The 26,502-nt window shown below is 74.0% G+C and carries 25 protein-coding genes; 15 read left to right on the top strand and 10 right to left on the bottom strand.

The window, feature by feature from the left end; genetic code table 11:
* Nucleotides 1-361 precede the first annotated feature (361 nt).
* Nucleotides 362-3,505, top strand: a complete 3,144-nt coding sequence (locus ACZ66Z_RS12270; RefSeq protein WP_469933877.1) for a sacsin N-terminal ATP-binding-like domain-containing protein — start codon at nucleotides 362-364, stop codon at nucleotides 3,503-3,505.
* A 128-nt stretch (nucleotides 3,506-3,633) separates the two neighbouring features.
* Here ACZ66Z_RS12270 and ACZ66Z_RS12265 read toward each other — a convergent pair whose 3' ends face one another.
* Together ACZ66Z_RS12265 and ACZ66Z_RS12260 are read right to left on the bottom strand one after the other, a co-directional pair.
* Nucleotides 3,634-6,054, bottom strand: coding sequence for an HAD-IC family P-type ATPase (locus ACZ66Z_RS12265; RefSeq protein ID WP_469933876.1), 2,421 nt, complete (start codon nucleotides 6,052-6,054; stop codon nucleotides 3,634-3,636).
* Between the two features lie 57 nt (nucleotides 6,055-6,111).
* A complete protein-coding gene (locus tag ACZ66Z_RS12260; RefSeq protein WP_469933875.1) occupies nucleotides 6,112-6,396 on the bottom strand; it encodes a DUF2530 domain-containing protein in 285 nt (94 codons plus the stop codon).
* Between the two features lie 151 nt (nucleotides 6,397-6,547).
* Here ACZ66Z_RS12260 and ACZ66Z_RS12255 point away from each other — a divergent pair, with 151 nt between their 5' ends.
* The gene (locus tag ACZ66Z_RS12255; protein WP_469933874.1) at nucleotides 6,548-7,993 is read left to right on the top strand and encodes an NCS2 family permease; all 1,446 of its coding nucleotides are present in this window, start codon (nucleotides 6,548-6,550) and stop codon (nucleotides 7,991-7,993) included.
* Here ACZ66Z_RS12255 and ACZ66Z_RS12250 read toward each other — a convergent pair.
* Nucleotides 7,963-8,196, bottom strand: a complete 234-nt coding sequence (locus ACZ66Z_RS12250) for a hypothetical protein (RefSeq protein WP_469933873.1) — start codon at nucleotides 8,194-8,196, stop codon at nucleotides 7,963-7,965. The genes ACZ66Z_RS12255 and ACZ66Z_RS12250 overlap by 31 nt on opposite strands.
* A gap of 198 nt (nucleotides 8,197-8,394) precedes the next feature.
* Here ACZ66Z_RS12250 and ACZ66Z_RS12245 point away from each other — a divergent pair, with 198 nt between their 5' ends.
* Together ACZ66Z_RS12245 and ACZ66Z_RS12240 are read left to right on the top strand one after the other, a co-directional pair.
* Nucleotides 8,395-8,838: a MarR family winged helix-turn-helix transcriptional regulator gene (locus ACZ66Z_RS12245; protein WP_030693586.1), complete on the top strand. Its 444-nt coding sequence runs from the start codon at nucleotides 8,395-8,397 to the stop codon at nucleotides 8,836-8,838.
* Nucleotides 8,839-8,864: 26 nt separating this feature from the next.
* On the top strand, nucleotides 8,865-10,202 hold the full coding sequence (locus ACZ66Z_RS12240; RefSeq protein ID WP_469933872.1) for an MFS transporter: 1,338 nt from the start codon (nucleotides 8,865-8,867) through the stop codon (nucleotides 10,200-10,202).
* 253 nt (nucleotides 10,203-10,455) lie between these two features.
* On the opposite strand, the gene ACZ66Z_RS12235 is transcribed toward ACZ66Z_RS12240, so the two are convergent.
* Nucleotides 10,456-10,962 carry a GNAT family N-acetyltransferase gene (locus ACZ66Z_RS12235; RefSeq protein WP_469933871.1) on the bottom strand — a complete coding sequence of 169 codons (507 nt, stop codon included), beginning with the start codon at nucleotides 10,960-10,962 and terminating at the stop codon, nucleotides 10,456-10,458.
* 33 nt (nucleotides 10,963-10,995) lie between these two features.
* On the opposite strand from ACZ66Z_RS12235, the gene thpR reads away from it, so the two are divergent.
* From thpR to ACZ66Z_RS12220, 3 genes are all read left to right on the top strand, one after another.
* Complete coding sequence (gene thpR, locus ACZ66Z_RS12230) at nucleotides 10,996-11,580, top strand: RNA 2',3'-cyclic phosphodiesterase (protein WP_469933870.1); 585 nt, start codon at nucleotides 10,996-10,998, stop codon at nucleotides 11,578-11,580.
* 488 nt (nucleotides 11,581-12,068) lie between these two features.
* The gene (locus tag ACZ66Z_RS12225) at nucleotides 12,069-13,025 is read left to right on the top strand and encodes a threonine/serine dehydratase (RefSeq protein WP_469933869.1); all 957 of its coding nucleotides are present in this window, start codon (nucleotides 12,069-12,071) and stop codon (nucleotides 13,023-13,025) included.
* A gap of 160 nt (nucleotides 13,026-13,185) precedes the next feature.
* Entirely contained in the window at nucleotides 13,186-14,175 is a 990-nt protein-coding gene (locus ACZ66Z_RS12220; protein WP_469933868.1) for an aldo/keto reductase, read from the top strand.
* Between the two features lie 7 nt (nucleotides 14,176-14,182).
* Here the strand turns inward: ACZ66Z_RS12220 and ACZ66Z_RS12215 are convergent, their stop codons facing one another.
* The gene (locus ACZ66Z_RS12215) at nucleotides 14,183-14,716 is read right to left on the bottom strand and encodes a MarR family winged helix-turn-helix transcriptional regulator (RefSeq protein WP_469933867.1); all 534 of its coding nucleotides are present in this window, start codon (nucleotides 14,714-14,716) and stop codon (nucleotides 14,183-14,185) included.
* A gap of 56 nt (nucleotides 14,717-14,772) precedes the next feature.
* Between ACZ66Z_RS12215 and ACZ66Z_RS12210 the strand changes: the two genes are divergently transcribed.
* The gene (locus tag ACZ66Z_RS12210) at nucleotides 14,773-15,177 is read left to right on the top strand and encodes a carboxymuconolactone decarboxylase family protein (RefSeq protein ID WP_469933944.1); all 405 of its coding nucleotides are present in this window, start codon (nucleotides 14,773-14,775) and stop codon (nucleotides 15,175-15,177) included.
* Between the two features lie 3 nt (nucleotides 15,178-15,180).
* Here the strand turns inward: ACZ66Z_RS12210 and ACZ66Z_RS12205 are convergent, their stop codons facing one another.
* Nucleotides 15,181-15,861 (bottom strand): GDSL-type esterase/lipase family protein, encoded by a 681-nt coding sequence (locus tag ACZ66Z_RS12205; RefSeq protein WP_469933866.1) that lies wholly within the window; start codon nucleotides 15,859-15,861, stop codon nucleotides 15,181-15,183.
* A 64-nt stretch (nucleotides 15,862-15,925) separates the two neighbouring features.
* Entirely contained in the window at nucleotides 15,926-16,771 is an 846-nt protein-coding gene (locus ACZ66Z_RS12200) for an alpha/beta fold hydrolase (protein WP_469933865.1), read from the bottom strand.
* Nucleotides 16,772-16,842: 71 nt separating this feature from the next.
* On the opposite strand from ACZ66Z_RS12200, the gene ACZ66Z_RS12195 reads away from it, so the two are divergent.
* Nucleotides 16,843-17,829, top strand: a complete 987-nt coding sequence (locus ACZ66Z_RS12195) for an SdiA-regulated/phytase-like domain-containing protein (RefSeq protein WP_469933864.1) — start codon at nucleotides 16,843-16,845, stop codon at nucleotides 17,827-17,829.
* Nucleotides 17,830-18,035: 206 nt separating this feature from the next.
* On the opposite strand, the gene serC is transcribed toward ACZ66Z_RS12195, so the two are convergent.
* Nucleotides 18,036-19,154: a phosphoserine transaminase gene (gene serC, locus ACZ66Z_RS12190; protein WP_469933863.1), complete on the bottom strand. Its 1,119-nt coding sequence runs from the start codon at nucleotides 19,152-19,154 to the stop codon at nucleotides 18,036-18,038.
* Between the two features lie 51 nt (nucleotides 19,155-19,205).
* Here serC and ACZ66Z_RS12185 point away from each other — a divergent pair, with 51 nt between their 5' ends.
* Nucleotides 19,206-22,025, top strand: a complete 2,820-nt coding sequence (locus tag ACZ66Z_RS12185) for an FAD-binding and (Fe-S)-binding domain-containing protein (protein WP_469933862.1) — start codon at nucleotides 19,206-19,208, stop codon at nucleotides 22,023-22,025.
* A 67-nt stretch (nucleotides 22,026-22,092) separates the two neighbouring features.
* Here the strand turns inward: ACZ66Z_RS12185 and ACZ66Z_RS12180 are convergent, their stop codons facing one another.
* Nucleotides 22,093-22,539 (bottom strand): anthrone oxygenase family protein, encoded by a 447-nt coding sequence (locus tag ACZ66Z_RS12180; RefSeq protein ID WP_469933861.1) that lies wholly within the window; start codon nucleotides 22,537-22,539, stop codon nucleotides 22,093-22,095.
* Nucleotides 22,540-22,630: 91 nt separating this feature from the next.
* Here ACZ66Z_RS12180 and ACZ66Z_RS12175 point away from each other — a divergent pair, with 91 nt between their 5' ends.
* On the top strand, nucleotides 22,631-23,209 hold the full coding sequence (locus ACZ66Z_RS12175) for a TetR/AcrR family transcriptional regulator (RefSeq protein WP_469933860.1): 579 nt from the start codon (nucleotides 22,631-22,633) through the stop codon (nucleotides 23,207-23,209).
* A 97-nt stretch (nucleotides 23,210-23,306) separates the two neighbouring features.
* Here the strand turns inward: ACZ66Z_RS12175 and ACZ66Z_RS12170 are convergent, their stop codons facing one another.
* Nucleotides 23,307-24,164 (bottom strand): LysR family transcriptional regulator, encoded by an 858-nt coding sequence (locus ACZ66Z_RS12170; RefSeq protein WP_469933859.1) that lies wholly within the window; start codon nucleotides 24,162-24,164, stop codon nucleotides 23,307-23,309.
* 188 nt (nucleotides 24,165-24,352) lie between these two features.
* On the opposite strand from ACZ66Z_RS12170, the gene ACZ66Z_RS12165 reads away from it, so the two are divergent.
* The 4 genes from ACZ66Z_RS12165 (at nucleotide 24,353) to ACZ66Z_RS12150 (ending at nucleotide 26,429) form a co-directional block, all read left to right on the top strand.
* Nucleotides 24,353-25,261, top strand: a complete 909-nt coding sequence (locus ACZ66Z_RS12165; RefSeq protein ID WP_469933943.1) for an EamA family transporter — start codon at nucleotides 24,353-24,355, stop codon at nucleotides 25,259-25,261.
* A gap of 104 nt (nucleotides 25,262-25,365) precedes the next feature.
* Nucleotides 25,366-25,743, top strand: coding sequence for a VOC family protein (locus ACZ66Z_RS12160; RefSeq protein WP_469933858.1), 378 nt, complete (start codon nucleotides 25,366-25,368; stop codon nucleotides 25,741-25,743).
* A 121-nt stretch (nucleotides 25,744-25,864) separates the two neighbouring features.
* The gene (locus ACZ66Z_RS12155; RefSeq protein WP_469933857.1) at nucleotides 25,865-26,047 is read left to right on the top strand and encodes a DUF1272 domain-containing protein; all 183 of its coding nucleotides are present in this window, start codon (nucleotides 25,865-25,867) and stop codon (nucleotides 26,045-26,047) included.
* Between the two features lie 10 nt (nucleotides 26,048-26,057).
* Nucleotides 26,058-26,429, top strand: a complete 372-nt coding sequence (locus ACZ66Z_RS12150; RefSeq protein ID WP_469933856.1) for a hypothetical protein — start codon at nucleotides 26,058-26,060, stop codon at nucleotides 26,427-26,429.
* Nucleotides 26,430-26,502 lie beyond the last annotated feature (73 nt).

The following is a 26,502-nucleotide window of genomic DNA, read 5'->3' as shown; positions in this document are numbered from 1 at the left end:
GCCGTGTGGCCCGCGCCCCCCGCCCGTGTGGGCAATCGTCCCGCTGGGGCGAGGGGGTCCCCCCTGCTCGAGCAGAGCCGAGAGCTTGGGGGAGGGCGGGCACACGGGACGGCGCTCAGCGGCGCCTCCGCGTTCCGCGCCTGGACCCGCACCACGAAGTGCGGCACACAACGGGGGCCCGGCGGGCGCAGCCCGCGACGGGGTGGACGGGGGTGCCACCCTGGCGAGGGGCGCCGTCCCGCGGGCGCGTGGTCCGCGAACCGGCCACCGGGAGCGCGGCCCGTAACCCGGCGCGGGCGGCGCGCGGTACCTTCGGGCCCCGGACAATGGTCCGGGACCGACCGCCCCGCAGAACCGCAGAGTGGAGTCAGACGTGAGCGTCAGCGTCCGGACGACGACCGACGGAACCGACCCCTTCGGCACCGCACGGCTGCGGCGGGGCGTGCTCGACGCCTGGGGCGCCAGTCCCGCCCGGTTCCGGGAGGACGCCAACGCCGAGGAGGACCTCGCCCTCGGCGGCTACCGCGACCGCCTCGTCGTCGAGCTGGCCCAGAACGCCGCCGACGCCGCCCACCGCGCCGGCGTCACCGGCCGCCTCCGGCTGACCCTGCACCCCGCGGACCACGAGGGCCCCGCCGTCCTCGCCGCGGCGAACACCGGCGCCCCGCTGGACGCCACCGGCGTCGAGTCGCTGTCCACCCTCCGCGCCTCGGCGAAGCGCGAGCAGGGCCACGGCGCCGTCGGCCGCTTCGGCGTCGGCTTCGCCGCCGTCCTCGCCGTCACCGACGAGCCCGCCGTGCTCGGCCGGCACGGCGGCGTCCGCTGGTCCCTCGTCGAGGCGCGGGAACTGGCCGCCGATGCCGCCCGCCACAGCCCGGGCCTCGGCGACGAACTGCGCCGTCGCGACGGCCACGTACCGCTGCTGCGACTGCCGCTGCCCGCCGAGGGCTCCGCCCCCGAGGGCTACGACACCGTCGTCGTCCTCCCGATGCGCGACACCGCCGCCGAGGACCTGGCCGAGCGCCTCCTCGCCTCCGTCGACGACGCACTGCTCCTCACCCTTCCGGGTCTCGCGGAGATCGTCGTGGAGACGTCCGAAGGGGTACGGACCCTCCGCCGCTCCGAGGACGACGGCTACGTCCGCGTCGACGACTCCGCGACCGGCGGGCACCGCTGGCGGACCGTCACCCACGGCGGCCCGATCGAGCCCGAGCTCCTCAAGGACCGCCCGGTCGAGGAGCGCCTGCGCCCGCACTGGTCCGTCACCTGGGCCGTACCGGTGGACGCCGAGGGAGCCCCCCGCTATCCCCGTACGACCCCGGTCGTGCACGCCCCCACCCCCACCGACGAGCCGCTCGGCATCCCGGCCCTCCTCATCGCGTCCCTCCCGCTGGACACCGCCCGGCGACACCCGGCGCCGGGGCCGCTCACCGACTTCCTGGTGCAGCGCGCGGCCGACGCGTACGCCGAACTGCTCTCCGACTGGAGTCCGGTGACGACCGCGGCCCTCGACCTCGTGCCCGGGCCGCTCGGCAAGGGACCGCTCGACGGGGCGCTGCGCGAGGCGATCCTGGACCGGCTGCCGAGGGTGGCGTTCCTGGCGCCCGCCGTGCCGTCCGAGGAACTGCCCGCGCTCCGCCCGATCGAGGCGGAGGTCGTGGAGGGCGCGGGCGCGGAGACCGTCGAGGTCCTCGCCGAGGTGTTCCCGACGCTCCTCCCGGCCGGCCTGGAGCGCCGCCCCGAGCTCCGCACCCTCGGCATCGGCCGCGTACCGCTCACGGAGGCGATCGACCGCCTGGCGGGGGTGGACAGGGCGCCGACGTGGTGGTGGCGGCTGTACGACTCGCTCGCCGGCGTCGACCCGGACCGTCTGACGGGTCTCCCGGTGCCGCTGGCGGAGACCGCCGAGGGGGCCAGGATCCGTACGACGATCGGCCCCCGCCAGGTCCTCCTCCCGCAGGACCGCACCCCCGCCGAGCTGACCCGGCTCGGCCTGAAGGTGGCGCACCCGGAGGCGGCGCACCCGCTCCTGGAGAAGCTGGGCGCCCTGCCCGCCACGCCCCGCGCGGTCCTGACGACCCCGCAGGTGCGGGCGGCGGTCGCGGCCTCCCTGGACGCGGGGGAGATCTGGGACGAGGACGCGGACGCCCTGGACGCGGAGGAGCTGGCGGACACCGTCCTCGCCCTGGTCCGCGACGCGGAACTCGACCCGGGCGACGAACCCTGGCTCGGCGCGCTCGCCCTCCCCGACGAGGACGGCGAGCTGTCCCCGGCGGGCGAGCTCGTCCTGCCGGGCTCGCCCTTCGCGGCCGTGATGCGCGAGGACGAACTCGCCTTCGTCGACGGCGACCTGGCCGCCCGCTGGGGCGAGCAGCCACTCGCCGCGTGCGGGGTGCTCGCGAACTTCGCCCTGATCCGCGCGACCGACCTGGTCCTCGACCCGGACGAGGTCGAGCCGCGCGAGGGCGACTATCCGGAGCCGGACGACGCGGGTCTCCTCGACGCGGTCGACGTCTGGTGCGAGGACGTCCTGGACCGCCTCCCGATGACCCCCGTGCCCCCCGTGGCGACGGAGATCGTGGCCGTGCGGGACCTGGACCTGGTCGACGACGACTGCTGGCCCGCGGCGCTCGCGCTCCTCGCGCGGCCCCCGCTGCGGGACGCCCTCACCCAGCCCGTACGGGTCCTCCTCCCGGACGGCACGACCGAGACCGTCCGCTCGTACACCGCCTGGTGGCTGCGCGACCACCCGGTCCTGGACGGCCGCCACCCGGCGGGCCTCCGCGCGGCGGGCTCGGACCCCCTCCTCGCAGGCCTGTACGACTCCGCCGACGCGACCGGCTTCGAGGACGAGCAGGTCCTCCGCGCCCTGGGCGTCCGCACCTCGGTCGCGGCCCTCCTCGACGAACCGGGCGGCGCGGCGGAACTCCTGACCCGTCTGGCGGACCCGTCGCGGGAGGTGACGGCGGTCCAGCTGCACGCCCTCTACACGGCGCTGGCGGACCTGGACCCCGAGCAGGTGACGCTCCCCGACGACCTGCGGGCGGTCGTGGACGGCACCCTGGTCGTGGTCGACGCGTCGGAGGCCCTGGTGGCGGACGCCCCCGACCTCCTCCCGCTGACCGGCGGCCTCCCCCTCCTGCCGGTCTCCCCGTCCCGCGCGGCGGACCTGGCCGACCTCTTCCAGGTCCGGCGTCTGAGCGAGGCCGTCGAGGCCGAGGTGACGACGGTCGGCGAGGAGCACGAGGTCCCGCCCTCGGTCCACGCCCTCCTGGGCCCGGCCACCCCCGCCTCGTACATCGAGCACGAGGAACTCCACGCGGGCGGCACCGAACTCGACTGGCGCCGCACCCCCGACGGCGTCGTCCACGCCGCCACCCTGGAAGGCGTGGCCGCCGGCCTCGCCTGGGCCGCCGGCCAATGGCCCCGCCGCTTCGAGGTGGCGGCCCTCCTGGAGGACCCGTCGAGGACGACGGAACTGGCGCGGGACAGGTGGTTCGACTAGGACCGTGACCGGGCGGGGCCAGGCCCGTGGGGGCGCGCCGCGCCGACGGCCCGGACCGTGGGGGCGCGCCGCGCCGACGGCCCCGGCCGTCTCGGCCGCGGACTGCGTCGACGTGCGCTGACGCGGCCCTACGTCGGGAACCTCCGGTCCACCCACCGCCACGCCAGTTCCAGCAGGGCGCAGCCCGTCGCCGCGATCGCCACGGCCGTCCACGGCATCGTCACGCCCACCAGTTTCAGGGCGAAGAAGTCCTGGAGCCAGGGGACGGCGAGGACCAGGAGGAAGGCCGCGCCCATGGCGGCGACCAGGGCGAGGCGCCACCAGGTGTAGGGGCGGGCGATGATCGCGAGGACCCACAGGGAGACCAGGAAGAGCGTGAGGGTGGCCGCGCTGGTCTCGGCGCCCAGGGCGTCCGTGCCCGTGTAGTGGTGGCGGGCCAGGAGGTACGTGGTGAAGGTGGCCGCCGCCGCGATGACGCCGCCGGGGACCGCGTACCGCATGACCCGGCGTACGAAGTTCGGCTTCGCGCGTTCCTTGTTGGGGGCCAGCGCGAGGAAGAAGGCCGGCACGCCGATCGTGAGGGTGGAGAGCAGGGTCAGGTGGCGGGGGAGGAAGGGGTACTCCACCTGGGAGCAGACCACCAGGATCGCCAGGAGGACCGAGTAGACCGTCTTGGTCAGGAAGAGGGTCGCCACGCGCGTGATGTTGCCGATGACCCGGCGGCCCTCCGCCACCACCGACGGGAGCGTCGCGAAGCTGTTGTTCAGCAGGACGATCTGGGCCACCGCCCTCGTCGCCTCCGAGCCCGAGCCCATCGAGACGCCGATGTCCGCGTCCTTCAGCGCGAGGACGTCGTTGACGCCGTCCCCCGTCATGGCGACGGTGTGCCCGCGGGACTGGAGCGCCGCCACCATGTCCCGCTTCTGCCGCGGCGTGACCCGGCCGAAGACCGCGTTCTCGTCCAGGGCCTTCGCCATGTCCTCGCGCTCGGCGGGGAGCCGCCGGGCGTCCACCGTGTGCTCCGCGCCCGGCATGTCGAGCTTCGCGGCCACCGCGCCCACGGAGACCGCGTTGTCGCCGGAGATCACCTTGGTGGCGACCCGCTGGTCGGCGAAGTAGGCGAGGGTGTCGGCGGCGTCGGGCCGCAGCCGCTGTTCCAGGACGACGAGGGCGGCGGGGCGGGCGTCGGAGGTGAGCTCGGGGGAGTCGAGCCCGTGGGGCGTACGGGCGAGGAGGAGGACCCGCAGGCCCTGTTCGTCGAGGTGGTCGACCTCGGGGAGGACGGGGTCGTCCGGGGGCAGCAGGACGTCCGGGGCGCCCAGGAGCCAGGTCGAGTCCCGGCCGCCCCCCTCGCTGAACGACGCGCCGCTGTACTTGCGGGCCGAGGAGAACGGCAGGCTCTCCGTGCAGCGCCACTCCACGGCGTCCGGGTAGGCGTCGATGACGGCCCGGAGGGAGGCGTTCGGGCGCGGGTCGGACGCGCCGAGGGCGCCCAGCACCTTCCGTACGTGTCCCTCGTCGCTGCCGTTGAGGGGGCGCAGCTCCGTCACGTCCATGCCGCCCTCGGTGAGCGTGCCCGTCTTGTCCAGGCAGACGACGTCGACCCGGGCGAGGCCCTCGATGGCGGGCAGTTCCTGGACGAGGCACTGTCTGCGGCCGAGGCGGACCACCCCGACGGCGAAGGCGACCGAGGTGAGGAGGACGAGGCCCTCCGGGATCATCGGGACGATGCCGCCGACCGTGCGGGCGACCGCCTGCTTGAAGGCGTTGTCCTTGACGACGAGCTGGCTGATGACGAGCCCGATCGCGGTCGGGACCATCATCCACGTCACGTACTTGAGGATCGTGGAGATGCCCGTGCGCAGCTCCGAGTGGACGAGGGTGAAGCGGGACGCCTCCTCGGCGAGCTGGGCGGCGTACGCCTCGCGGCCGACCCTGGTGGCGGTGAAGGCGCCGCCACCGGCGACCACGAACGAGCCGGACATCATCCGGTCGCCGGGGCCCTTCACCACCGGGTCGGCCTCGCCCGTCAGCAGCGACTCGTCGATTTCGAGGTTGTCCGCCTCCGCCAGCTCGCCGTCCACGACCACCTTGTCGCCCGGCCCCAGTTCGATGAGGTCGCCGAGGACGATCTCGGAGGTGGAGATCTCGGCGGTGACGCCGTCGCGCCGGACGGTGGGCCTCGCCTCGCCGATGACCGCGAGCCCGTCGAGGGTCTTCTTGGCGCGGAGCTCCTGGACGATGCCGATGCCGGTGTTGGCGACGATCACGAAGCCGAAGAGGCTGTCCTGGATCGGCGCGACGATCAGCATGATCACCCACAGCACGCCGATGATCGCGTTGAAGCGGGTGAGGACGTTCGCGCGGACGATGTCGGCGGTCGAGCGGGAGCCGCGCAGGGGGACGTCGTTGACCTCCCCGCGCGCGACGCGTTCGGCGACCTCGGCGGAGGTGAGTCCGGCGGCGTGGTGCACGACGGGCGCTTCCGTCGGCCTGGTGCCGGCGCCGGTCCCGGCGCCGTCCGCGTCGATCTTCGCCCGCTGAGTCATGTTTTCGACGTTACGACCGGATCCGGTCGTTCACCTGCCGAGCGGGGCGAACCGGCGTCAGGCCCCGGGGCGGGCCTCCGGGGGCCCTGCCGCCTCCGCCGCCGCGTGCCGCTTGATCGCCGCGTCCCGCTTCCGCACGTACCAGATGCCGATCAGGCCGAGGCCCGCCCCGGCCAGGCAGGTCCACACCCACGAGGCGAGGCCCCGGTCGTCGAACCAGCCGTAGAAGGGGACCTGGACGACGAAGAGGACGAACCAGAGGATCGTTCCGCCGGTGATGGTGGCGACGACGGGCCCTTCGAGGGGCTCGGGTGCCTCGTGCTTCGGTGTCCACTTCGCCATGGGCTCAGTTTAGGGCGCCCGTTTTCGTGTCTACGCGCGGAGATAGACGCCCGCTCGTTCATGTGTTCATACTGAAACGGTTTGCCTCTGGCGGGTTCCACTCGTATGAACCGCCAAAAAAGGACTTTCTGAACCTCGAAGAGGAACCCCCATGAGCTCCACGGCCACCGCCAAGGCCACGCCCCCGGAGACCCCCGGCGCCCCCGTCTCCGGTCTCGACCGCTACTTCCGGATCTCCGAGCGCGGCTCCACCGTCGCCCGCGAGGTCCGCGGCGGCTTCGCCACCTTCTTCGCGATGGCCTACATCATCGTGCTGAACCCGATCATCCTCGGCAGCGCCAAGGACATGTACGGGCACCAGCTCGACGGCGGCCAGCTCGTCACCGCCACCGTCCTCACGGCGGCGTTCACGACCCTCCTGATGGGCGTCATCGGCAACGTCCCGATCGCCCTCGCCGCCGGCCTCGGCGTCAACACGGTCGTCGCGCTCCAGCTCGCGCCCAAGATGTCCTGGCCGGACGCCATGGGCATGGTCGTCCTCGCCGGCATCGTCGTGATGCTGCTCGTCGCGACCGGCCTGCGCGAGCGCGTCATGAACGCCGTCCCGGTCGGCCTGCGCAAGGGCATCGCGATCGGCATCGGCCTCTTCATCATGCTGATCGGCCTCGTCGACTCGGGCTTCGTCTCCCGCATCCCCGACGCCGCGCACACCACCGTCCCGCTCCAGCTCGGCGGCGGCGGTCACCTCACCGGCTGGCCGGTCCTCGTCTTCATCCTGGGCACGCTCCTCACCCTCGCCCTGATCATCCGCAAGGTGCCGGGCGCGATCCTGATCTCGATCGTCGTGATGACGCTCGTGGCCATGGTGGTCAACGCGGTCGCGAAGGTCCCCTCCTGGGGCCTCACCACCCCGGAGTGGCCGGGCAACCCGGTCGCCTCGCCCGACTTCGGCCTGGTCGGTGAGGTCAGCCTCTTCGGCGGTTTCGACAGGGTCGGCGTCCTGACCGGCGTCCTCTTCGTCTTCACCGTGCTGCTGTCCTGCTTCTTCGACGCGATGGGCACGATCCTCGGCGTCGGCGACGAGGCCAAGCTGATCGACCAGGACGGCAACTTCCCCGGCATCAACAAGGTCCTCCTCGTCGACGGCCTGGCCGTCGCCTCCGGCGGCGCGACCTCCTCCTCGGCCACCACCTGCTTCGTGGAGTCCACGGCGGGCGTCGGCGAGGGCGCCCGTACGGGTCTCGCCTCGGTCGTGACCGGCGCCCTGTTCTCGGTGGCGCTGTTCCTCACGCCGCTCGCCACGATGGTCCCGTCGCAGGCGGCCACGCCCGCCCTGCTCGCGGTCGGCTTCCTGATCCTGGCCGGTTCGGTCAAGGACATCGACTGGAGCGACTTCACCATCGCGGTGCCGGCGTTCCTGGCCATGGTGATGATGCCGTTCACGTACTCGATCACGAACGGCATCGGCATCGGCTTCATCGCGTTCAGCGTGCTGCGGCTCGCGGCCGGCCGGGGCCGTGAGGTCCCGGTGGCCATGTACGTCGTGTCGGCGGTCTTCGTCTTCTACTACGCGATGCCGGCGCTCGGCCTCACGTGATCGTGGCCGTCGGTCCCGGCTCCGGGTGAGCCGTAGAACTTCTCCGTCTCGTCGACCGCGGTCTTGAACCGCTCGTCGAAGTCCTCGCGAATGAGCGTCCGGGCCACATAGTCCTGGACGCTCATTCCTCTTTTCGCGGCGTGGCTCCTGAGCCGGTCGAGCAGCTCACCGTCGATGCGCAGGCTGAGCACTGTCGATCCCATGCCGTTCAGGGTCGGGGCAGCCGGGGCCTCTTTGCGTCACTTTCTGGATTCGGCTCACTCGTTTGGGTGATACATGGATGCCGAAGCGTGATCTGGCGTGTGCTGTGCTGCCGTCTCCGGGCCCCGCGAGTGTGACGCGTGCGACGCCGGAGCGTTTCCGTTGGTATTTAGACAGAGTAATGAGTTAGCCTAATGAACATGCCTGACCTGTCCCACGGCACCGCCGACGACGCCGCGGCCGTGAACGCGCTCCGCTCCTCCGTCATGCGACTGGGCCGACGCCTCAAGCACCAGCGCGTCGACGAGTCGCTGAGCCCCACCGAGATGTCGGTGCTCGGCACCCTGTCGCTCTGCGGCTCCGCCACCCCCGGCGAGCTGGCCCGCAAGGAGCACGTCCAGCCGCCGTCGATGACCCGCATCGTCGCGCTGCTCGAAGCCAAGGGACTGGTCAGGCTCGAGCCGCACCCCGACGACCGCCGGCAGAAGGTGGTCAGCCAGACCGAGCAGGCCGAGGCCATGCTCGAGGAGTCCCGCCGCAAGCGGAACGCCTGGCTGGCCTCCCTCGCCGAGGGTCTGGACGAGGACGAGTGGGCCAAGCTGCGCGCGGCCGCCCCGGTCCTGGAGAAGCTCGCCCACCTGTAACCGAGGCGCCAAGGAGGCGACGCACTTTGAGCACGGGACCCGGAGCAGACTCCGCACCCGTCCACGAACCCACCCTCGACACCCGTGGGCGAGGAGGCACCTTCTCCTCGCTCAGGATCCGGAACTACCGGCTGTTCTTCACCGGAGCGATCGTCTCCAACACCGGTACGTGGATGGCCCGGATCACCCAGGACTGGCTGGTCCTGAGCCTCACCGGCTCGGCCGCCGCCGTCGGCATCACGACGGCCCTCCAGTTCCTGCCGATGCTGCTCTTCGGGCTGTACGGCGGTGTCATCGCCGACCGCTACCCGAAACGGCGCCTGCTCCTCGTCAGCCAGGCCGCCCTCGGGCTGTGCGGGCTCGCGCTCGCCGTCCTCACCCTCTCCGGCTCCGTCCAGGTCTGGCACGTCTACCTGATCGCCTTCCTCCTCGGCATGGTGACCGTCGTCGACAACCCGGCCCGGCAGACCTTCGTCTCCGAGATGGTCGGCCCCGGCCAGCTCCGCAACGCCGTCTCCCTGAACTCGGCGAACTTCCAGTCCGCCCGGCTCGTCGGCCCCGCCGTCGCCGGTGTCCTCATCGCCGGGGTCGGCAGCGGCTGGGCCTTCCTGCTCAACGGCCTCTCCTTCCTCGCCCCCCTGGCCGGCCTCCTGCTCATGCGGACGAGCGAGCTCCACAAGGTGGAGCGCGCCCCGCGCGGCAAGGGCCAGCTGCGCGAGGGGCTGCGGTACGTGGCCGGCCGGCCGGATCTGATCTGGCCGATCGTGCTGGTGGGGTTCATCGGGACCTTCGGGTTCAACTTCCCGATCTGGCTCACCGCCTTCTCCGGCGACGTCTTCCACGTCGGCGCCGGCTCGTACGGCTTCCTCAACACCCTGATGGCGGCCGGCTCCCTCGTGGGCGCCCTCGCCGCGGCCCGTCGCGGCTCGACCCGGCTGCGGATGCTCGTCGTCGCGGCGGGCGTCTTCGGCGTCCTGGAGATCGCGGCCGCCCTGTCGCCCGCGTTCTGGCTGTTCGCGCTGCTGCTCGTGCCGATCGGCCTGCTCGGACTCACGGTGAACATCACCGCGAACTCGGCCGTCCAGATGGCCACCGACCCCGCCATGCGGGGACGGGTCATGAGCCTGTACATGATGGTCTTCGCCGGCGGCACGCCGATCGGGGCCCCGCTGCTCGGCTGGGTCACCGACACGTACGGCGCCCGCGTCGGCTTCGCCACGGGCGGCGCGATCTCGCTCGCCGCGGCGGTCCTCGTGGGCCTGGTCCTGGCCCGGGTCGGCGGCCTCAGGGTCGCGATGGGCTGGCACCGGGGCCACCCGCAGGTGCGGTTCGTGCCGCGGGAGCGACTGGTGACGGCGGCGTAACCCTCGGGCGGGCGGCTTCGGTCCGGGCGCGGCTGCGGTCCGGGTCGGTGCGGCGCCGTTGCCGGGCGCGGCTTCGGTCCGGTCGGGCGCGGCCTCGGTCCGGTCCGGGTGCGGTGCCGTGCCCGGGGCCGGGCCTCCGCGGGGGGAGGTGGCGTCCGGACTGCGCCTCACCGCGCTCCGCGCGAGTTCAGCACGCCTCTCCGTCCGGACACCACCTCCCCCGCCCCCGCCCCGCCCCCTCCCGCCGTCGTCGTCAGAACCGCCGTTCCAGGACCTGGCCCGGCCAGTCGCCGACCCGGAACGGTTCGGTGCGGGTGAAGCCCTGGCTCTCGTAGTACTCGACCAGCCGGCCCTCGCCGCCCGCGAAGCAGTCCACCCGGAGGAGGGACACGCCCCGGCGCCGGGTCTCGTCCGCCGCGTGGGCCAGGAGCGCCGCTCCCACCCCGTGGCCGTGGAAGCCCGCGTCCGTCGCCAGGAGGCGTACGTACACCTCCGGCTCGTCGGCGGGTTCGACGTGCCGTCCGGGGTGCGGCGTCAGCGTCATCGCGCCGGCCGGTACGCCGTCGATCTCCGCGATCCACGGGTCGCCCTCGGACATCGTCCGCTCGACCTGCTCCACCGCCTCCGGCCGCCCCGAGAAGGACTCCGTGCCCCACTGCGCGGTGACCCCCCTGCCGTTGAGCCACACCACGGCGCCGTCGAGTATCCCGAGGACCGCGGGGAGGTCCTCCGACCCGCCCTTCCTGATCTTGATGTCCATGCCGGAGAGGCTAGTCGGTGACAGACTTCCGGCATGAGGCTCTTCGCTGCCGTCGTGCCCTCCCGGGAGTGCCTGGACGAACTCGGGCACGCCGTCGACCGGCTGCGTCTGCTGCCCGGCGCGGACGGGCTCCGCTGGACCTCGCGGCCCGGCTGGCACCTGACGCTCGCCTTCATGGGAGAGGTCGACGAGGAGCTGCTGCCCGAGCTCCGGGCGCGGCTCGAACGGGCCGCGCACCGGACGCCGCCGTTCTCGCTGCGGCTGCACGGCGGCGGGCACTTCGGGCGGCGCGCGCTGTGGGTCGGGGTCGCCGGGGACCTGGACACGCTGCGGCTCCTCGCCGAGCGGTCCGACGCCGCCGCGCGCCGGGCCGGGATCCCGATGGAGGAGCACCGCCGCTATCAGGCGCATCTGACCGTCGGGCGCGTGAGGGGGGAGGGGACGCGGCCGGGGCCCTTCGTGGACGAGCTCGGATCCTTCGAGGGCCGACGGTGGCCCGTGAGCGAACTCGTGCTCGTCCGGTCGAACCTGCCGGTGAGCGGGGAGCCGGGCGAGCGACCCCGGTACGAGACGGTGGACCGCTGGCCCCTGGCCGGGCGCGGGGAGGGCGCGGGTTAACCTCGACGGGTGGACCCGAAGACTCGAAACATGATCATGGCAGGCGCTCTCGTCCTGATGTTCGCGATCATCGCGGTGGCGTCGCTGGTCGGGAAGTGAACGGAGTCGAGGAGCGTCGGAACGGAAACCGGCGTCACGCCTCCGCCGGCCCCGACGGACGGCAGACGAGCGACTGACGGGCGTCGACCGCGGGACCGGGCCGAGCCGTCCCGTGGACAACACCCCCGTGTCCGCGGGATCTCGATCCGTCACCCGGGGTGACGTCCTCCGGGCCGCGCGTGGAACGGTCCCGCGGCCGGGACCGCGTCCGGGCCCGCGAGGACTTCGTGCCGGAGACCGCACGGGCCGGGGCACGGGCGGCGTAGGGTGATCGGACTGCCGCCCGGTCGACCACCCCGCGCGGGCGCGGCGCCCCCACGGCCGCCTCCCCCGGCGGTACGGACACCGGTCACCGCGGCTCGGATCGTGTGACGGAGGCGAATGTGCTGATGACTGTCGCGGACGTGGAAGCCGCGGCCGAGCGGATCACCGGGCACGTCATACGGACCCCGACGGTGCCGAGCCCCGGGCTGTCCGCGTTCCTGGGCGCACCCGTCACCGCGAAGCTGGAACTCCTCCAGCGCACCGGCTCCTTCAAGGCGCGCGGCGCGACGGCGAAGCTGCTCGCGCTCGACGAGGCCGAACGCGCCGCCGGGGTGGTGGCGGTGAGCGGCGGCAACCACGGCATCGCGGTCGCGGTCATGGCCGGCGCGCTGGGCGTCGAGGCGACCGTCGTCATGCCCCGGTCCGCCCCCGGCCGCGCCGTGGACCTCGCCGAGGCCGCCGGGGCGAGCGTCGTCCTCGCCGACACCATGGACGGCGCCTTCGCCCTCGTGGACGAACTCCGGACCAAGGGGCTCTCCCTGGTCCACCCCTTCGACGACCCCGTCGTCCTCGCCGCCCAGGGCACGGTCGGCCTGGAGCTCGCGGAGGACGCCGGGGAGCTCACCGACGTGCTCGTCAGCATCGGCGGCGGGGGCCTGGTCTCCGGGGTCGCCACCGCGCTGCACGCGCGCCGTCCCGGTGTGCGGATCTGGGGCGTGGAGACCGAGGGCGCGCGAGCCATGTCGGCGGCCCTGGCCTCCGGCGGGCCGCTGCCGGTCGAACTGTCCTCGATCGTCTCGACGCTGAGCGCCCCCAGCGCCTCGCAGCTCACCTACGAGCACGTCTCGGCACTGGTCACCGACGTGCTCACGGTCACCGACGCCGAGGCCGTGCGGGGCACCCTCGACCTGGCCGAGCACGCGAAGGTCTGGGCCGAGCCCGCCGCCGGATGCCTGCTGCCCGCGGCGCGCCGGGTGCTGGAGCGTGTCGGCGAGGACGCCAGGCTCGGCCTGGTGGTCTGCGGCGGCAACGCGACGACCGCCGACGTCACCGCCTGGGCCGAGCGCTTCGGGCTGCGCTGATCCCGCACGGCCGTGGAGGACGCCCGGCACGGCCGACGAGCCGTCCGGGCCGCCGGCCGCCACCGTCTCCCGCAGGTCCCGCGGGAGGCGGTTCCGGGCCCCGGCCCCGGACGGCGAGGCCCTTGCTTCGAGTGCGCTCGAAGCAGTTGGCTTGGTGACCATGGAGTACACGCAGCTCGGACGCACCGGACTCAAGGTCAGCCGACTCGTCCTCGGGACGATGAACTTCGGACCGCAGACGGACGAAGCCACCAGTCACGCCATCATGGACACCGCCCTCGACGCGGGGCTCAATTTCTTCGACACCGCGAACGTCTACGGGTGGGCGGAGAACAAGGGGCGGACGGAGTCGATCATCGGCTCCTGGTTCGCCAAGGGCGGCGGTCGCCGTGACCGTACGGTCCTCGCCACCAAGGTGTACGGGAACATGGGCCCCGACGGCGAGGCCTGGCCCAACCACGACAAGCTCTCGGCGCTCAACATCCGCAGGGCCGTCGACGCCAGCCTCAAGCGGCTGGGGACGGACTACATCGACGTCTATCAGTTCCACCACGTCGACCGGTCGACCCCCTTCGAGGAGATCTGGCAGGCCGTCGACGTTCTCGTCCAGCAGGGCAAGGTGCTCTACGCCGGGTCCTCGAACTTCCCCGGGTACAAGATCGCCCAGGCCAACGAGGCCGCCGCCCGGCGGGGCTCGGTCGGCCTGGTCAGCGAGCAGTGCCTGTACAACCTCTACGAGCGGCGGGCCGAGATGGAGGTGATCCCGGCCGCGCAGGAGTACGGCCTCGGGGTCATCCCCTGGTCGCCGCTGCACGGCGGTCTGCTCGGCGGCGTCCTGAAGAAGGAGACCGAGGGCAAGCGGCGCACGGAGGGGCGCGCGGCGGCCACGCTGGCCGACCCGGCGGCGCGGGCGAAGTTCCAGGCGTACGAGGACCTGCTCGACAAGCACGGCCTGGAGCCGGGCGAGGTCGGGCTGGCGTGGCTGCTGACCCGGCCCGGCGTGACCGGTCCGATCGTCGGGCCCCGCACCCCGGAGCAGCTGGCGGGCGCGCTGGCCGCTCTGGAGCTGGAGCTGAGCGAGGAGGTGCTGGCCGGGCTCGACGAGATCTTCCCCGGGCCGGGGCCTTCTCCGGAGGCCTTCGCCTGGTGATCCCTTCCTAAGGGGTTCCCAGCCAGCTCGTGGCGTCCAGGCGGAACGCCGTCTCGGCGGGGACGACGTTCCGCAGGGCCGCCTCCATGTCCCGGACGCGGTCCGCCCCGAGGGCGGCGGCCCACTCCGCCCGCAGGTCGTCGAAGATCGCGGCGGAGCGGGCGAGGGCGTCGTACCCGCGCGGGGTGAGCCGGACGAGCTTGCGGCGCGCGTCGGCGGGGTCGTCGGCGCGTTCCGCGTAGCCGGCGGCGAGCAGGCGGTCGACGGTCTTGCCGGCGGCCTGCTTGGAGACGCCCAGGCGGCGTCCGATGTCGCTGGCGGTGGCGCCGTGGGTGCCGACGGCCTGCATGGCGAAGCCGTGGGCGGGGCGCAGGTCGGGGTGGCCCTCGTCGGCGAGACGGGCGTGCAGCCGGTCGATGAGGGTGCGGAAGCCGCCGAAGAGGAGCAGGGGCAGTTCGTACCCGGGGGTGTCGTGCAGGGGTGCCCCCTTGCCCTCATCGACAACCTGGTTTACGTTTTCTCCAGCGACATGGTCAACCATGTTGTCCATTCTAGTCCGTCCAGCCCGGGGAGACAGCCTTGTCCGCACCGCTCGACATGCCCGCCCGCACCGCCGCCGCCGTCGCCCTCCTCAAGGAGGCCTCCCCGGAGACCCTCGACGGCTTCCTCAAGCTCAGCGCGGTCTTCGAGTCCACCACCCTCGACCCGCACTCCCGCGAAACGGTGATCCTGACCGTCGCCGAGCGCAACCAGTGCCACCTCTGCGTCGACATGCACGAGGCGAAGACGGCCGCCCTCGGACCGGCCCCCGACGCCGAACGCCTCGCCGCCGTCCGGACGTTCACCCTCCGGGTCCTCGCCTCCTCCGGCGCGGTCGGCGACGAGGACCTCGCCGCCTTCGAGAAGGCCGGCTACACCCGCCGCAACGCCCTGGAGGTCGTCCTCGGCATCGGCACGTACACGGTGTCGACCTTCGCGAACCGCCTCACCCGCGCCGCCTGACCGTCAGGGGGCGTACGGGCCGCCCAGGCCCCACGCCTGGTGCATCGCGTCGGCGAAGGCGGCCGCCAGCTTGCGCTCGCCGCTCGGGCCGGGGTGGGTGCCGTCGTACGTGTCGGCCCCGAGGTCGTACGACTCCGGGACCGTCGCGAGCAGCAGCGGCGAGGCGGCCGTGTCCAGATCGGCGACCGCCTTCCCGAGGAGCTCGTTGAAGCGGGCGCACTCGGCGGCGAACGGGGCGTCGTACCCGGCGCGGACGTTCGGGATGACCGGCAGGAGGACGGCCCGGACGCGCGGATTCGCGGCCCGCGCCGCCGCCACGAACGCCCGTACGTTCTCCTCCGTCTGGTCGCTGTTCGTGTAGAAGCCCAGGTCGATCAGGCCCAGGGAGATCAGCAGCACGTCCGCCCCCGTCGCCGCGACCGTCCCGCCGATCACGGGCGCCATGTGCAGCCAGCCCTCGCCCCAGCCGGCCAGATGGCGCCGGGCGGCCGGGGGGAACGCGGGGTCGGGGTACGCCGCCGACGACGGGGCGTCGGCGGCGGGGTCGTACAGCCCGGAGCGCGGGCCGACGATCTCGTACCCGCCCGGGAGCGTCGCCTCCAGGTGCTCCCACATGCGGTAACGCCAGGTCCAGTCGCCGGCGCGTCCGATGGTCATGCTGTCGCCGACGAACAGAAAACGCATGGTCACATCATCGCGGACCGCGTCCTGGAGCCGCGACGTGATCCGGGACACGGGATCCGGGGACCTACCCCAGGAACCCGTCCACGGTCTCCACGACCCACCCCGCGTCGTCGTGCCACGGAAAGTGCCCCGCCCCCGCCAGGACCGCGAGCTCCGCCTTCGGGAACAGCTCCGCGTACGCGCCGGCCGTCGGCACCGGTGTGTTCGCGTCGCCCTCCCCGGCGACGACGAGCACCGGACGGTCGAACTCCGCGAACGCCGCGCGGGTGGCCTCCGGTTCGAAGGCGCCCTCGCCGGCGTAGGCCCCCGCGGCCTCACCGTTCCGCTGCCGCGCCGCGGCCGCGTTCCGTTCCCGCGCCGCCTCGTCCCAGGTCCCGTGGAAGAACGGCGCGACCGCCTGGAAGGCCTCCGCCGAACCGCGGCCCGCCGCCAGCTCCTCCAGGGCCGCGTACGCCGGACCGAACCACGGCTCCTCCTCGCGCCACGGCCGCCGCGCCGCCGCGAGCCGCTCCTCCCCGCTCGTGTCGAGCCCGACCGCCGCCGTGCCCGGGGCCAGGAGGACGAGCCGGGCCACCCGCTCCGGGTACCGGGCCGTGTACAGCGCGGCCAGGTTCGCGCCCGCCGAGTGCCCGAGGAGGTCGATCGCGTCGAGCCCGAGGTGCGCGCGCAGCGCCTCGACGTCCTCGACCTGCCGGTCGCAGCGGTACGAGGCCGGGTCCTCCGGCGCCGCGGAGGCGCCGGTGCCCCGCAGGTCGAGACGGATCAGCGCCCGACGGGCGTCGAGCCCGCCGAGGTCACCGAGGTAGGCGGAGTCCTGCATGGGGCCGCCGGGCAGACAGATCAGCGGGGCGCCGGAACCGGACGCGTGGTACGCGAGCAGGGTGCCGTCGGGAGCGGGGAAGGTAGGCATGGGCGCGACCATGACAGGGGCCCGGGACGCGGTCAATCCGGTTTCCGTCCCGTCGTGGCAGGCTTGATCCCATGCGATCTGCTCTGTGCGCCCTCGGCGCGGCCGCCGCCCTCGCGCTGCTCCCGGCCGGCCATGCCCGTGCCCAAGGGCAGGATCCCGACCGGGACTTCACGATCGAGGACGCCCGGATCACCGAGTCCAGCGGCCTCGCCGCGAGCCGGGCCCACCCCGGGATCTACTGGACGCACAACGACCAGGACGCGCCCCTGGTCTACGGCGTCGACTCCCGTACGGGAAAGACCGTCGCCACCCTCACCATGGCCGGCGTCGGCACCCCCCGCGACATGGAGGCGATCGCCGTCGGCCCGGACGGCGACATCTACGTCGGCGACATCGGCGACAACCTTGACGGCTCCTGGGACCACGTCTGGATCTACCGCTTCCCCGAGCCCAAGACCCTGGAGGACCAGACCGTCCGGGCGAAGCAGTACGTCGTGAAGTACGCCGACGGGCCGCGCAACGCCGAGGCCCTGATGGTCCATCCGAAGACCGGCCGGGTGTACATCGCGAGCAAGAACGAGGACGGCGGCGGCCTGTACGCGGGCCCCGAGCGGCTCTCCCCGTCCGGCACGAACGTCTTCCGGCGCGTCGACGAGGTCCCCTGGGTGACGGACGGCGCCTTCTCGCCGGACGGCGACCGGCTCGTCCTGCGCGGCTACTTCGCGGCCCAGGAGTACGCCTGGAAGGACGGCCGCCTCGGCGACGGGGGCACGGCGGTCGGCGCGCCCTTCCAGGGCCAGGCCGAGTCGGTGACCTACACCCCGGACGGCTCGGCCCTCATGTTCGGCTCCGAGGGCCGGGGCAGCCGGGTGGTGCGGGTCGAGCGGGACTCCGGGCGGCCCACGGGGAAGCCGACGGAGACGCCGGGCGGTGCGCCCGAGTCCCCGTCGGCCTCCGCCGCCGGGGGCGGGAAGGGCAACGTCACCGTCGGCTTCCTCGTCCTCGCCGGCGCCACCGTCCTCGTGGTCGGCGCCAAGCGCCTGCTGCGCCGGGGCTGAGCCCGGAGCGGCGGGACGGCAGGGGCTCACGTGCCCCGTCCGGCCCCCGTCCGCGCGTGCGGCACGGCGTTGGGCGACTTCCGGCGGAGGGCCGTCGATCCGGCGGGAACGCCGAAGGGCCCGGCGCCGGTGGTGTCCGGTGCCGGGCCCTTCGTACGGCCGGGGGGCAGGTCGTACGGCCGGGAGTCGGGTCGTACGACCAGGGGTCAGAGCTTCTCGATCACGTGGTCGACGCAGGCCGTCAGGGCCCGCACGTCCGCCGGGTCGACCGCCGGGAACATCGCGATCCGCAGCTGGTTGCGGCCCAGCTTGCGGTACGGCTCGGTGTCCACGATGCCGTTGGCGCGCAGCACCTTCGCGACCGCCGCCGCGTCGATCTCGTCCGCGAAGTCGATCGTGCCGATGACCTGCGAACGCTTCGCCGGGTCGGTGACGAACGGCGTCGCGTACTTCGACTCCTCGGCCCACGTGTAGAGCGCCTGCGAGGACTCCTTCGTGCGGGCCACCGCCCAGTCCAGACCGCCCTGGCCGTTGATCCACTTCAGCTGCTCGTTGAGCAGGAAGAGGGTCGAGAGGGCCGGGGTGTTGTACGTCTGGTTCTTCAGCGAGTTGTCGATCGCCGTCGGGAGGGAGAAGAACTCGGGGACGTGCCGGCCCGAGCCGTGGATCTTCCGCGCCCGCTCCAGGGCGGCCGGGGAGAAGGCCGCGAGCCACAGGCCGCCCTCGGCGGCGAAGGACTTCTGCGGGGCGAAGTAGTAGACGTCCGTCTCGGTGATGTCGACCGGGAGGCCGCCCGCGCCCGAGGTCGCGTCGACCAGGACGAGCGCGCCCTCGTCGGCGCCCGCGACCCGCTTCAGCGGGGCGGCGACACCGGTGGAGGTCTCGTTGTGGGTGTACGCGTAGACGTCGACGCCCGCCTCGGCCACCGGCTCCGGGTGGGTGCCCGGGTCGGAGGAGATCACGGTCGGCTCGGCAAGCCAGGGAGCCAGCTTGGCGGCCTTCGCGAACTTGGAGGAGAACTCGCCGAAGGTGAGGTGCTGCGACTTGTTCTCGATGAGGCCGTGGGTCGCGACGTCCCAGAAGGCGGTGGAGCCGCCGTTGCCCAGGATCACCTCGTAGCCCTCGGGCAGCGAGAAGAGGTCGGAGATGCCGGCACGTACCTCGCCGACCAGGTTCTTCACCGGAGCCTGGCGGTGGGACGTGCCGAGGAGGGAGGTGCCGGTGGCGGCCAGGGCGTCCAGCGCCTCCGTACGCACCTTGGAGGGGCCCGCGCCGAAACGGCCGTCGGCGGGCTTGATGTCAGCGGGAATCCGGATCTCAGCCACGAGGCGGAGAGTATCGGGTCGGGACGGGACCGGTCGCCGGATGTCCGCCCGATGAGACGAGGACTGAGACATCCTGGGCTTGTGGGAACACACCAGGAACACGCGTCCGAGCTGGCCTCCGACCTGCGCGCCGCCGTCGCCGGAGAGGTCGACTTCTCCGTCACCGCCAGGGCCCTGGCGACCATGGACGCCTCCAACTACCGCCGCGTTCCGGCCGGTACGGTCGCGCCGCGCGACGCGGCCGACGTCGCGGCCGTCCTGGAGGTGTGCCGGGCGCACGGCACCGTCCCGGTCGTCGCGCGGGGCGCCGGGACCTCGATCGGAGGCCAGGCGACCGGCACCGGCGTCGTGCTCGACCTCACACGGCACATGGGCGGGATCGTCTCGCTGGATCCCGAGGAGCGGACGGCCGTCGTCCGGCCCGGGCTCGTCCTCGACCGGCTGCGGGACGCGGCCCGCCCGTACGGGCTGACCTTCGGCCCCGACCCGTCCACGCACAGCCGCTGCACCCTCGGCGGCATGATCGGCAACAACGCCTGCGGGGCGCACTCGGTCGCCTGGGGGACCACGGCGGACAACGTGCGCTCGCTCGAAGTGGTGACCTACGGGGGAGCCGGGTTGACGCTGGGGCGGGACGGGCGGGGAGCGCCGCCCGGGCTCCTGGACCTCGTCGACCGTCACCTCGCCCTCCTCAGGACCGGCTACCCGACCGGTCTGCCGCGCCGGATCTCCGGCTACGCCCTCGACGCGCTGCTCCCCGAACGGGGCGTGGACGTGGCCCGCTCCTTCTGCGGCAGCGAGGGCACGCTCGGGGTGGTGACGGAGGCGACGGTGGCCCTCGTCCCGCTGCCCGCCGAGCCGGTCCTCGTCGTCCTCGGGTACGCGGACGAGAGCGCGGCGGCGGACGCGGCGGCCGGGCTGCTCCGGTACGGCCCCCTGACGGTGGAGGGCATGGCGGCCGATCTCGTACGGGGCGCCGCCGGGCTGCCGCAGGGCGGGGCGTGGCTGTTCTGCGAGGTCGACGGGGAGGCGGCGGCCCGGGCGCTGGTCCGGGCGGCGGACGCCGTCGACGCGGCCGTGGTGCGGGAGGCGGCCGGGCAGCGGGCGCTGTGGCGGATCCGGGAGGACGCGGCGGGGACGGCGACCCGGCTGCCGGGGGGCGGGGACGCCTGGCCGGGCTGGGAGGACTGCGCGGTGCCGCCGGCGCGGCTGGGTGCGTACCTCCGTGAGTTCCGTGCCCTGCTGGCGGATTTCGGCCTCCGGGGAGTTCCGTACGGGCACTTCGGGGACGGGTGCGTGCACGTGCGGATCGACTTCGACCTGTGGACGGGGAGGGGCGTACGGGACTTCCGCCGGTTCTCGGAGGCGGTCGCCGACCTCGTGGTCGCCCACGGCGGCTCGCTCTCCGGCGAGCACGGCGACGGGCAGGCGCGGGCCGAGCTGCTGCCGAGGATGTACGGCGAGGAGCTGGTCGGCCTCTTCGGCGCGGTCAAGGACGTGTGGGACCCGGACGGGGGCCTCAACCCGGGGATGCTGGTGCGGCCGAGGCCGCTGGATTCCGGACTCCGTTTCGAGGGGCTGCCGCTGGTGGGGACGGGCCGGTCCGCCGCCCGGTGCGTGGGGGTGGCCAAGTGCCGGGTGGCCGGGCCGAGCACGGGGCCGGGCGTGATGTGTCCCTCGTACCGGGCGACGGGGGAGGAGAGGCACTCCACCCGGGGCCGGGCGCGGCTCCTGCACGAGATGGCGCTCGGCGAGGTGATCACCGACGGCTGGCGCTCGGAGGAGGTCCGGGAGGCGCTCGACCTGTGCCTGTCCTGCAAGGGCTGTCGCAGCGACTGCCCGGTGGGCGTCGACATGGCGGCGTACAAGGCGGAGTTCCTCGACCGGCACTACGCGGGCCTCGGCGGCCTCCTGCGCCGGCCGCGCTCGCACTGGACGACGGGCCGTCTGCCGGGGTGGCTGGCGCACTTCGGGAGGGGGCTGAACGCGGTGCTGGGGCTGCCGTTCGCGGCGCAGCTCGCGGGGGTGACGCCGGAGCGGACGATGCCGAGGGTGGCGGAACGGTCCTTCGCCTACTGGTTCGCCCAACGCGCCTCCCACCGCCCGCCGTCGCTCACCCTGTGGCCGGACACCTTCACGAACCACCTGGCGCCGGAGGTCGGGGAGGCGGCCGTCCGCGTCCTGGAGGACGCGGGCCTGGGGGTGGAGCTGCCGCCGGGGCGGGTCTGCTGCGGGCTGACGTACGTGTCGACGGGGCAGCTGGGGGCGGCCCGCAGGGTGATGCGGCGGACGCTGGACGTGATGGGGGAGGTGGCGGGCCCGGTGGTCGTCCTCGAACCCTCCTGCGCCGCGACCCTCCGCACCGACCTGCCCGAGCTGATGGGGGACGACCCGCGTGCGGCGCGGCTCGCGGGGGCGGTCCGCACCTTCGCGGAGGCCCTGGAGCAGCTGTCCCCGGACTGGGTCCCGCCCCGTCTGGGCCGCCCGGTCACCGGCCAGACCCACTGCCACCAGCACGCCGTCCTGGGCGACGCGGCGGACCGTCGGCTCCGGGAGCGGGCGGGCCTGACGGGCGACCTCGCGGGCGGCTGCTGCGGCCTGGCGGGCAACTTCGGCTTCGAACCGGGCCACTACGAGGTCTCGGTCGCGTGCGCGGAGGACCAGCTCCTGCCGGCCCTCCGGGCCGCCGCGGGCGCGACGGTCCTGGCGGACGGCTTCTCGTGCAGGACCCAGATCGGCGACCTGACGGACCGACGGGGGCGGCACCTGGCGGAGGTGCTGGCGGAGGGGCTCGACGAGGGGCTGAACGAGGGAGCGGGGGAGGGGCCGGGGGACGGGAGGGGCGACGGGCCGGGGGACGGGGTTCCCTGACCGGGCGGGGGCGGCACGGTTGCGCGGGGCGCCGGCACGGTGCCGGTTCGCGCCCGGGCCCGTTCGCTCAGGTGAGGGCGGTGACCAGCAGGGTGAAGGCGGCGATGATGACGGCGACGCGGGCGTAGTGGAAGCGGTCCCAGCGGCCCATCTGCTCCCTCCAGTCGGCGGGCGCGTTCTCGGGGGTCCACGACTTGCTCCGGTTGTTGATCGGGACGAGCAGCAGGATCGACATGACCACGCTCAGGACCAGCAGCGAGGCGGCGACGACGACGAGGCCGGCGCCGGGGCGGTCCCATGCGGCGACGGCCCAGACCGCGCTCAGGACGAGCGAGCCGATGTACCAGAACGGCATCACGGCGCCGAGCATCCGGCCCCCGTGGGCGCGGCCGAGCAGGCCGTTGCCGCCGGGGAGCGCGTGGAGGATCCGGTTGATGACGAAGGCGACGGAGAACTCCACCCCCACCATCAGGCCGACGACCACGGTGGTGAAGACCTCGAGTGCGTTGAGCATGATGACCCCTCCTGGGATCTAGCGCCGCTAGCTGATGGGGCAACGCTAGTACTGCTGCCGCTCGATTGTCTAGCGATGCTAGGATCGAATCATGTCGGTACAGGAACGCAAGCAGCGCGAACGGGCGGACCGCGAGCGCCTCATCGTGACGGCGGCCCGCGAACTCGCCGAGGGACAGGGCTGGGACGCGGTCACCACCCGTCGGCTCGCCGAGCGCATCGAGTACAGCCAACCCGTCCTCTACAGCCACTTCCGCGGCAAGCGCGAGATCATCGGCGCCGTCGCCCTCGAAGGCGCCGCCGAGATGGCCGCGGCGCTGCGGGCCGCGGCCTCCGCCGCGGACGGCCCCCGCGCCCGGGTCGCCGCCCTCGCCCGCGCCTACCTCGACTTCGCGGAGCGCAGCCCGGCGGTCTACGACGCCATGTTCCAGCTCGACGGAGGCCTGGCGTTCGCGCACGAGGACACCCCGGAACCCCTGAAGGACGCCTTCGCCGCCCTGCTGGAAAGCCTCGGCGAGGTCGCCGGGGACGGCGTCCACCCGGGGCTGTTCACCGAGACGTTCTGGGCGGCCCTGCACGGGCTGGCCACCCTGACCCGGGCGCGACGGCTGCCGCCGGAGGACACCGGACGGAGGGTGGAGCTGCTGGTGGACCGGCTCGCCGTGGTCTGACGCGCCGACCCCGCGGGCGGGAAGGGGCGGGAGCGGGCAGGCGCGGGCAGGCGCGGGCGCGTGCCCGACCGCGGCGGCCCCCCCGCGGTCGGGGCGGTCAGCTCCCGCTGACGATCTCGCGGGCCATCGTCACCAGCGCCTCCGTCGCCGGGTGCGGGAAGGCGTCCCGCCAGGCGAGGAGCACCGGGAGCGGGGGCGCGTCGGGGAGCGGGCGGTAGGTGACGCCCGGGTGGGGGTGGAGGGCCGCCGTGGAGGCGGAGGAGACGCCGATGCCCCGGCCGGCGGCGATCGCCGTGAGCCAGTCGTCGGTGTTGGCGACGGTGAGGGCGTCCGTGGGGCGGGCGGCGGCGGGCCAGAGCGCGAGGGTGGTCGCGCCCGAGACGGTGTTGAGGACGACCGTCTCGCCCGCGAGGTCGTCGAGGGCGAGCCGGGAGCGGTCCGCGAGCGGGCTGTCGGCGGGCAGCGCGACCACCCGCTCCTCGGTCGTGAGCTCCGCCGTGACCAGGCCGGGCGCCTCCACGGCCCCGCGCAGCAGCGCCGCGTCGACCTCCCCGCGGGCGAGGCCGGCGGTGCGGTCGTCGATGCGGAGCAGTTCGAGCGGGGTCTCGGGGTGGCTGCGCTGCCAGCGCCGGAGCAGGGGAGTGGTGTACGGGCCGAAGGCCGACCAGGCGTGCCCGAGGCGCAGCGGGCGGTGGCGCAGCCGGGCCGGGTCGACGGCGGCCTCGAAGGCGGCGAGGGCGGCGGCCGCCCGGTCCTGGAACGCGCGGCCCTCGGCGGTGAGCGCGAGGTGGTGCGTGGAGCGGTCGACGAGCCGGGCGCCGAGGTGCTGCTCCAGGGCGGCGAGCGTGCGGGAGACGGCGGGCTGGGTGAGGTGGAGCCGGGCGGCCGCCCTGGTGAGGCTGGCTTCCTGGGCGATGGCGAGGAAGCAGCGGAGGTGGCGCAGCTCGATGCTCATGCGTCCGGAGCATAACCGCAGCGCAATCGGCATTTCCGGTGGGACGCGGGGGCTCGTAGCGTGGAAGGGGAATTCCGGGTGTGGCCCCGGGTGGGGGTGCATTATTCTGGACCGGGGGTCCAGTTCAATGAACTAACGCGTGTGGTGAGGAGCCGTCGGTGGACAGTCCGGTCAAGGAGGTGGCCCCGGTGGTGACGCCCGCGGCGCCCGTGGAGGGGGCGGGGACGACCCGTCCCGCGGCCGGGCGCCGGCTCGGGCCCGTCGCGCTCGTCGTCACCGGCGGGCTGTCCGTGCAGTTCGGGTCCGCCGTCGCCGTCCTGCTCATGCCCCGCGCGGGCGCGCTCGGGGTCGTCACCCTGCGGCTCGTGCTCGCCGCCGCCGTCCTGCTGATCGTCTGCCGGCCCAAGGTCCGGGGCTACGGCCGCGCCGACTGGGGGACGGTCGTCGCCTTCGGCACCGCCATGGCCGGCATGAACGTCCTCTTCTACCAGGCCGCCGACCGGATCCCCCTGGGCGCCGCCGTGACCCTGGAGGTCCTCGGCCCGCTGATCCTCTCCGTGGTCGCCTCGCGCCGGCTGGTGAACCTCCTGTGGGCGGGGCTCGCCCTCGGCGGCGTCGTCCTCCTCGGGGGCGGCGGCTTCGACCGCATCGATCCGCTCGGCGCGGCCTTCGCGCTCGCGGCGGGCGCCATGTGGGCCGCGTACATCGTCTTCAGCGCCCGCACGGGCCGCCGCTTCCCGCAGGCCGACGGGCTCGCGCTCGCCATGGCCTTCGGCGCCGTCCTCAGCCTGCCGCTCGGCGTCGCGGAAGCCGGCGACAAGCTCCTCGTGCCCTCGACGATCGGCCTGGGCCTCGCCGTCGCGCTGATGTCCTCGGTCCTCCCGTACACCCTCGAACTCCTCGCCCTGCGGCGCCTGCCCGCGCCCACCTTCGCGATCCTGATGAGCCTGGAACCGGCCATCGCGGCCACGGCGGGCTTCCTCGTCCTCCACCAGGCCCTGTCCGCCGTCGACGCCCTCGCGATCGCCCTCGTCATCGCGGCGAGCATGGGCGCGGTCCGTACGCAGTCCCGCCGGGCCCGGCGGGAGACCCGCTAGCGGGACCGCCTCCGGGCGGACGGGCCCCGGGAGGAGCGGGATCCGGGGTCTGGGTCCCGGGAGGGTCGGGTTCCGGGCGCGAGGCCGGGGCCTGTGATCCGCGCATGATCGCCGAGCTGCAGTGCGTCGTCCTGGACCGTTCCGCACCCCGGGAGCTCGCCGCTCCCTACCGGGCGTTGCTCGGCGGGGACGTCGACCGGCCCGACCCCCGCCGGTCCCTCGACGCGTCCTGGTCCATCCTGCACACCCCCGGCGGGCCCGTCCTCTGCTCCCAGGGCGTGCCCGCCCGCCGCCCGCCGACCTGGCCGGATCCGGAGCGCCCCCAGCAGTCCCACCTCGACTTCGGCGTCGCCGACCCGGGCGCGGCCCAGGAGCAGGTCCTCGCGGCCGGTGCGACGCTGCTCGACGACGGCGCGGGCACGCGCGGCCGGCGCGTCTGTGCGGACCCGGCGGGTCACCCGTTCTGCCTGGTCGGACACTGATCCGTCGGGGCCGTCCGGCTGACCCGATCCCATCGGTCTTCGGCCGGCCGCCTGTTGAGGGGGCCGGGGCGGCCGTCGATCATGGAGGGGTTCTCAGTCGTACGAGGAGGGGGAGCCGATCGTGGCCCTGGAGATGCGTGACCGGTGCGAGCGCTGTGAGACCGAGGCCCTGGCGCCGGACGGACCCGCGCGGATCTGTTCGTTCGAGTGCAGCTTCTGCGTCTCCTGCGCCGATGCCATGGACGGCGTCTGCCCCAACTGCGGCGGCGAGCTCGTCCCGCGCCCGCGGCGCGTCCGTGGTTAGGGGGCGGGGCGTGCGGAGGGGAAGCCGGGTGCTGGCCGCGGTGGTCGTCGCGGTCCTGCTGGGCGGCTGCTCGTCGTCCGATGACGACGACGAGGTGAGGGCGTACTGGCAGGACTACTGCACCAGGCTGGGCACCTGGCAGGAGGCGCGGAACTCCGTGGACGCCTTCCCGAAGAAGCCCGGTGCCGCGGACGGCGGCGCCGGGGCGCTCGCCCCGGGCGTGATCTCCGCCGCCGAGGTGCTCGACCGGAAGGGGCACGACGAGGACAGCGCCCGCGTCCTCGACGACACCGTCGCCGCCGTCACGGGCACGGACCCGGTGGCCGAGGGGCGCATCGTGTCCTCCTGCGACCGGGCGGGCTTCGAGGCCCTCGTGAAGTAGGCGGAGCCGGGGAGGGCGCCGGGATCCGCATCGGCGGGGTCCCGGCGCCTCCCTGCTGTCGGGGCGGGTCGGG

Source organism: Streptomyces sp. NPDC107498, from assembly GCF_055582805.1.
The sequence above is the reverse complement of the archived record's forward strand: the minus strand, read 5'-3'. Positions and strand labels throughout refer to the sequence as shown.

Bases quoted from the DNA above. Each gene is read 5' to 3' on its own strand.
- ACZ66Z_RS12175 (WP_469933860.1), top strand. From the start codon at position 22,631: ATGTCGGTACAGGAACGCAAGCAGCGCGAACGGGCGGACCGCGAGCGC.
- ACZ66Z_RS12215 (WP_469933867.1), bottom strand. From the start codon at position 14,716: ATGGTTGACCATGTCGCTGGAGAAAACGTAAACCAGGTTGTCGATGAG.
- ACZ66Z_RS12200 (WP_469933865.1), bottom strand. From the start codon at position 16,771: ATGCCTACCTTCCCCGCTCCCGACGGCACCCTGCTCGCGTACCACGCG.
- ACZ66Z_RS12250 (WP_469933873.1), bottom strand. From the start codon at position 8,196: ATGGGATCGACAGTGCTCAGCCTGCGCATCGACGGTGAGCTGCTCGAC.
- ACZ66Z_RS12220 (WP_469933868.1), top strand. From the start codon at position 13,186: ATGGAGTACACGCAGCTCGGACGCACCGGACTCAAGGTCAGCCGACTC.
- ACZ66Z_RS12210 (WP_469933944.1), top strand. From the start codon at position 14,773: ATGCCCGCCCGCACCGCCGCCGCCGTCGCCCTCCTCAAGGAGGCCTCC.
- ACZ66Z_RS12260 (WP_469933875.1), bottom strand. From the start codon at position 6,396: ATGGCGAAGTGGACACCGAAGCACGAGGCACCCGAGCCCCTCGAAGGG.
- ACZ66Z_RS12180 (WP_469933861.1), bottom strand. From the start codon at position 22,539: ATGCTCAACGCACTCGAGGTCTTCACCACCGTGGTCGTCGGCCTGATG.
- ACZ66Z_RS12205 (WP_469933866.1), bottom strand. From the start codon at position 15,861: ATGCGTTTTCTGTTCGTCGGCGACAGCATGACCATCGGACGCGCCGGC.
- ACZ66Z_RS12160 (WP_469933858.1), top strand. From the start codon at position 25,366: ATGATCGCCGAGCTGCAGTGCGTCGTCCTGGACCGTTCCGCACCCCGG.
- ACZ66Z_RS12255 (WP_469933874.1), top strand. From the start codon at position 6,548: ATGAGCTCCACGGCCACCGCCAAGGCCACGCCCCCGGAGACCCCCGGC.
- ACZ66Z_RS12225 (WP_469933869.1), top strand. From the start codon at position 12,069: ATGACTGTCGCGGACGTGGAAGCCGCGGCCGAGCGGATCACCGGGCAC.
- ACZ66Z_RS12245 (WP_030693586.1), top strand. From the start codon at position 8,395: ATGCCTGACCTGTCCCACGGCACCGCCGACGACGCCGCGGCCGTGAAC.
- ACZ66Z_RS12195 (WP_469933864.1), top strand. From the start codon at position 16,843: ATGCGATCTGCTCTGTGCGCCCTCGGCGCGGCCGCCGCCCTCGCGCTG.
- ACZ66Z_RS12265 (WP_469933876.1), bottom strand. From the start codon at position 6,054: ATGACTCAGCGGGCGAAGATCGACGCGGACGGCGCCGGGACCGGCGCC.
- ACZ66Z_RS12170 (WP_469933859.1), bottom strand. From the start codon at position 24,164: ATGAGCATCGAGCTGCGCCACCTCCGCTGCTTCCTCGCCATCGCCCAG.
- thpR (WP_469933870.1), top strand. From the start codon at position 10,996: ATGAGGCTCTTCGCTGCCGTCGTGCCCTCCCGGGAGTGCCTGGACGAA.
- ACZ66Z_RS12235 (WP_469933871.1), bottom strand. From the start codon at position 10,962: ATGGACATCAAGATCAGGAAGGGCGGGTCGGAGGACCTCCCCGCGGTC.
- ACZ66Z_RS12185 (WP_469933862.1), top strand. From the start codon at position 19,206: ATGAGACGAGGACTGAGACATCCTGGGCTTGTGGGAACACACCAGGAA.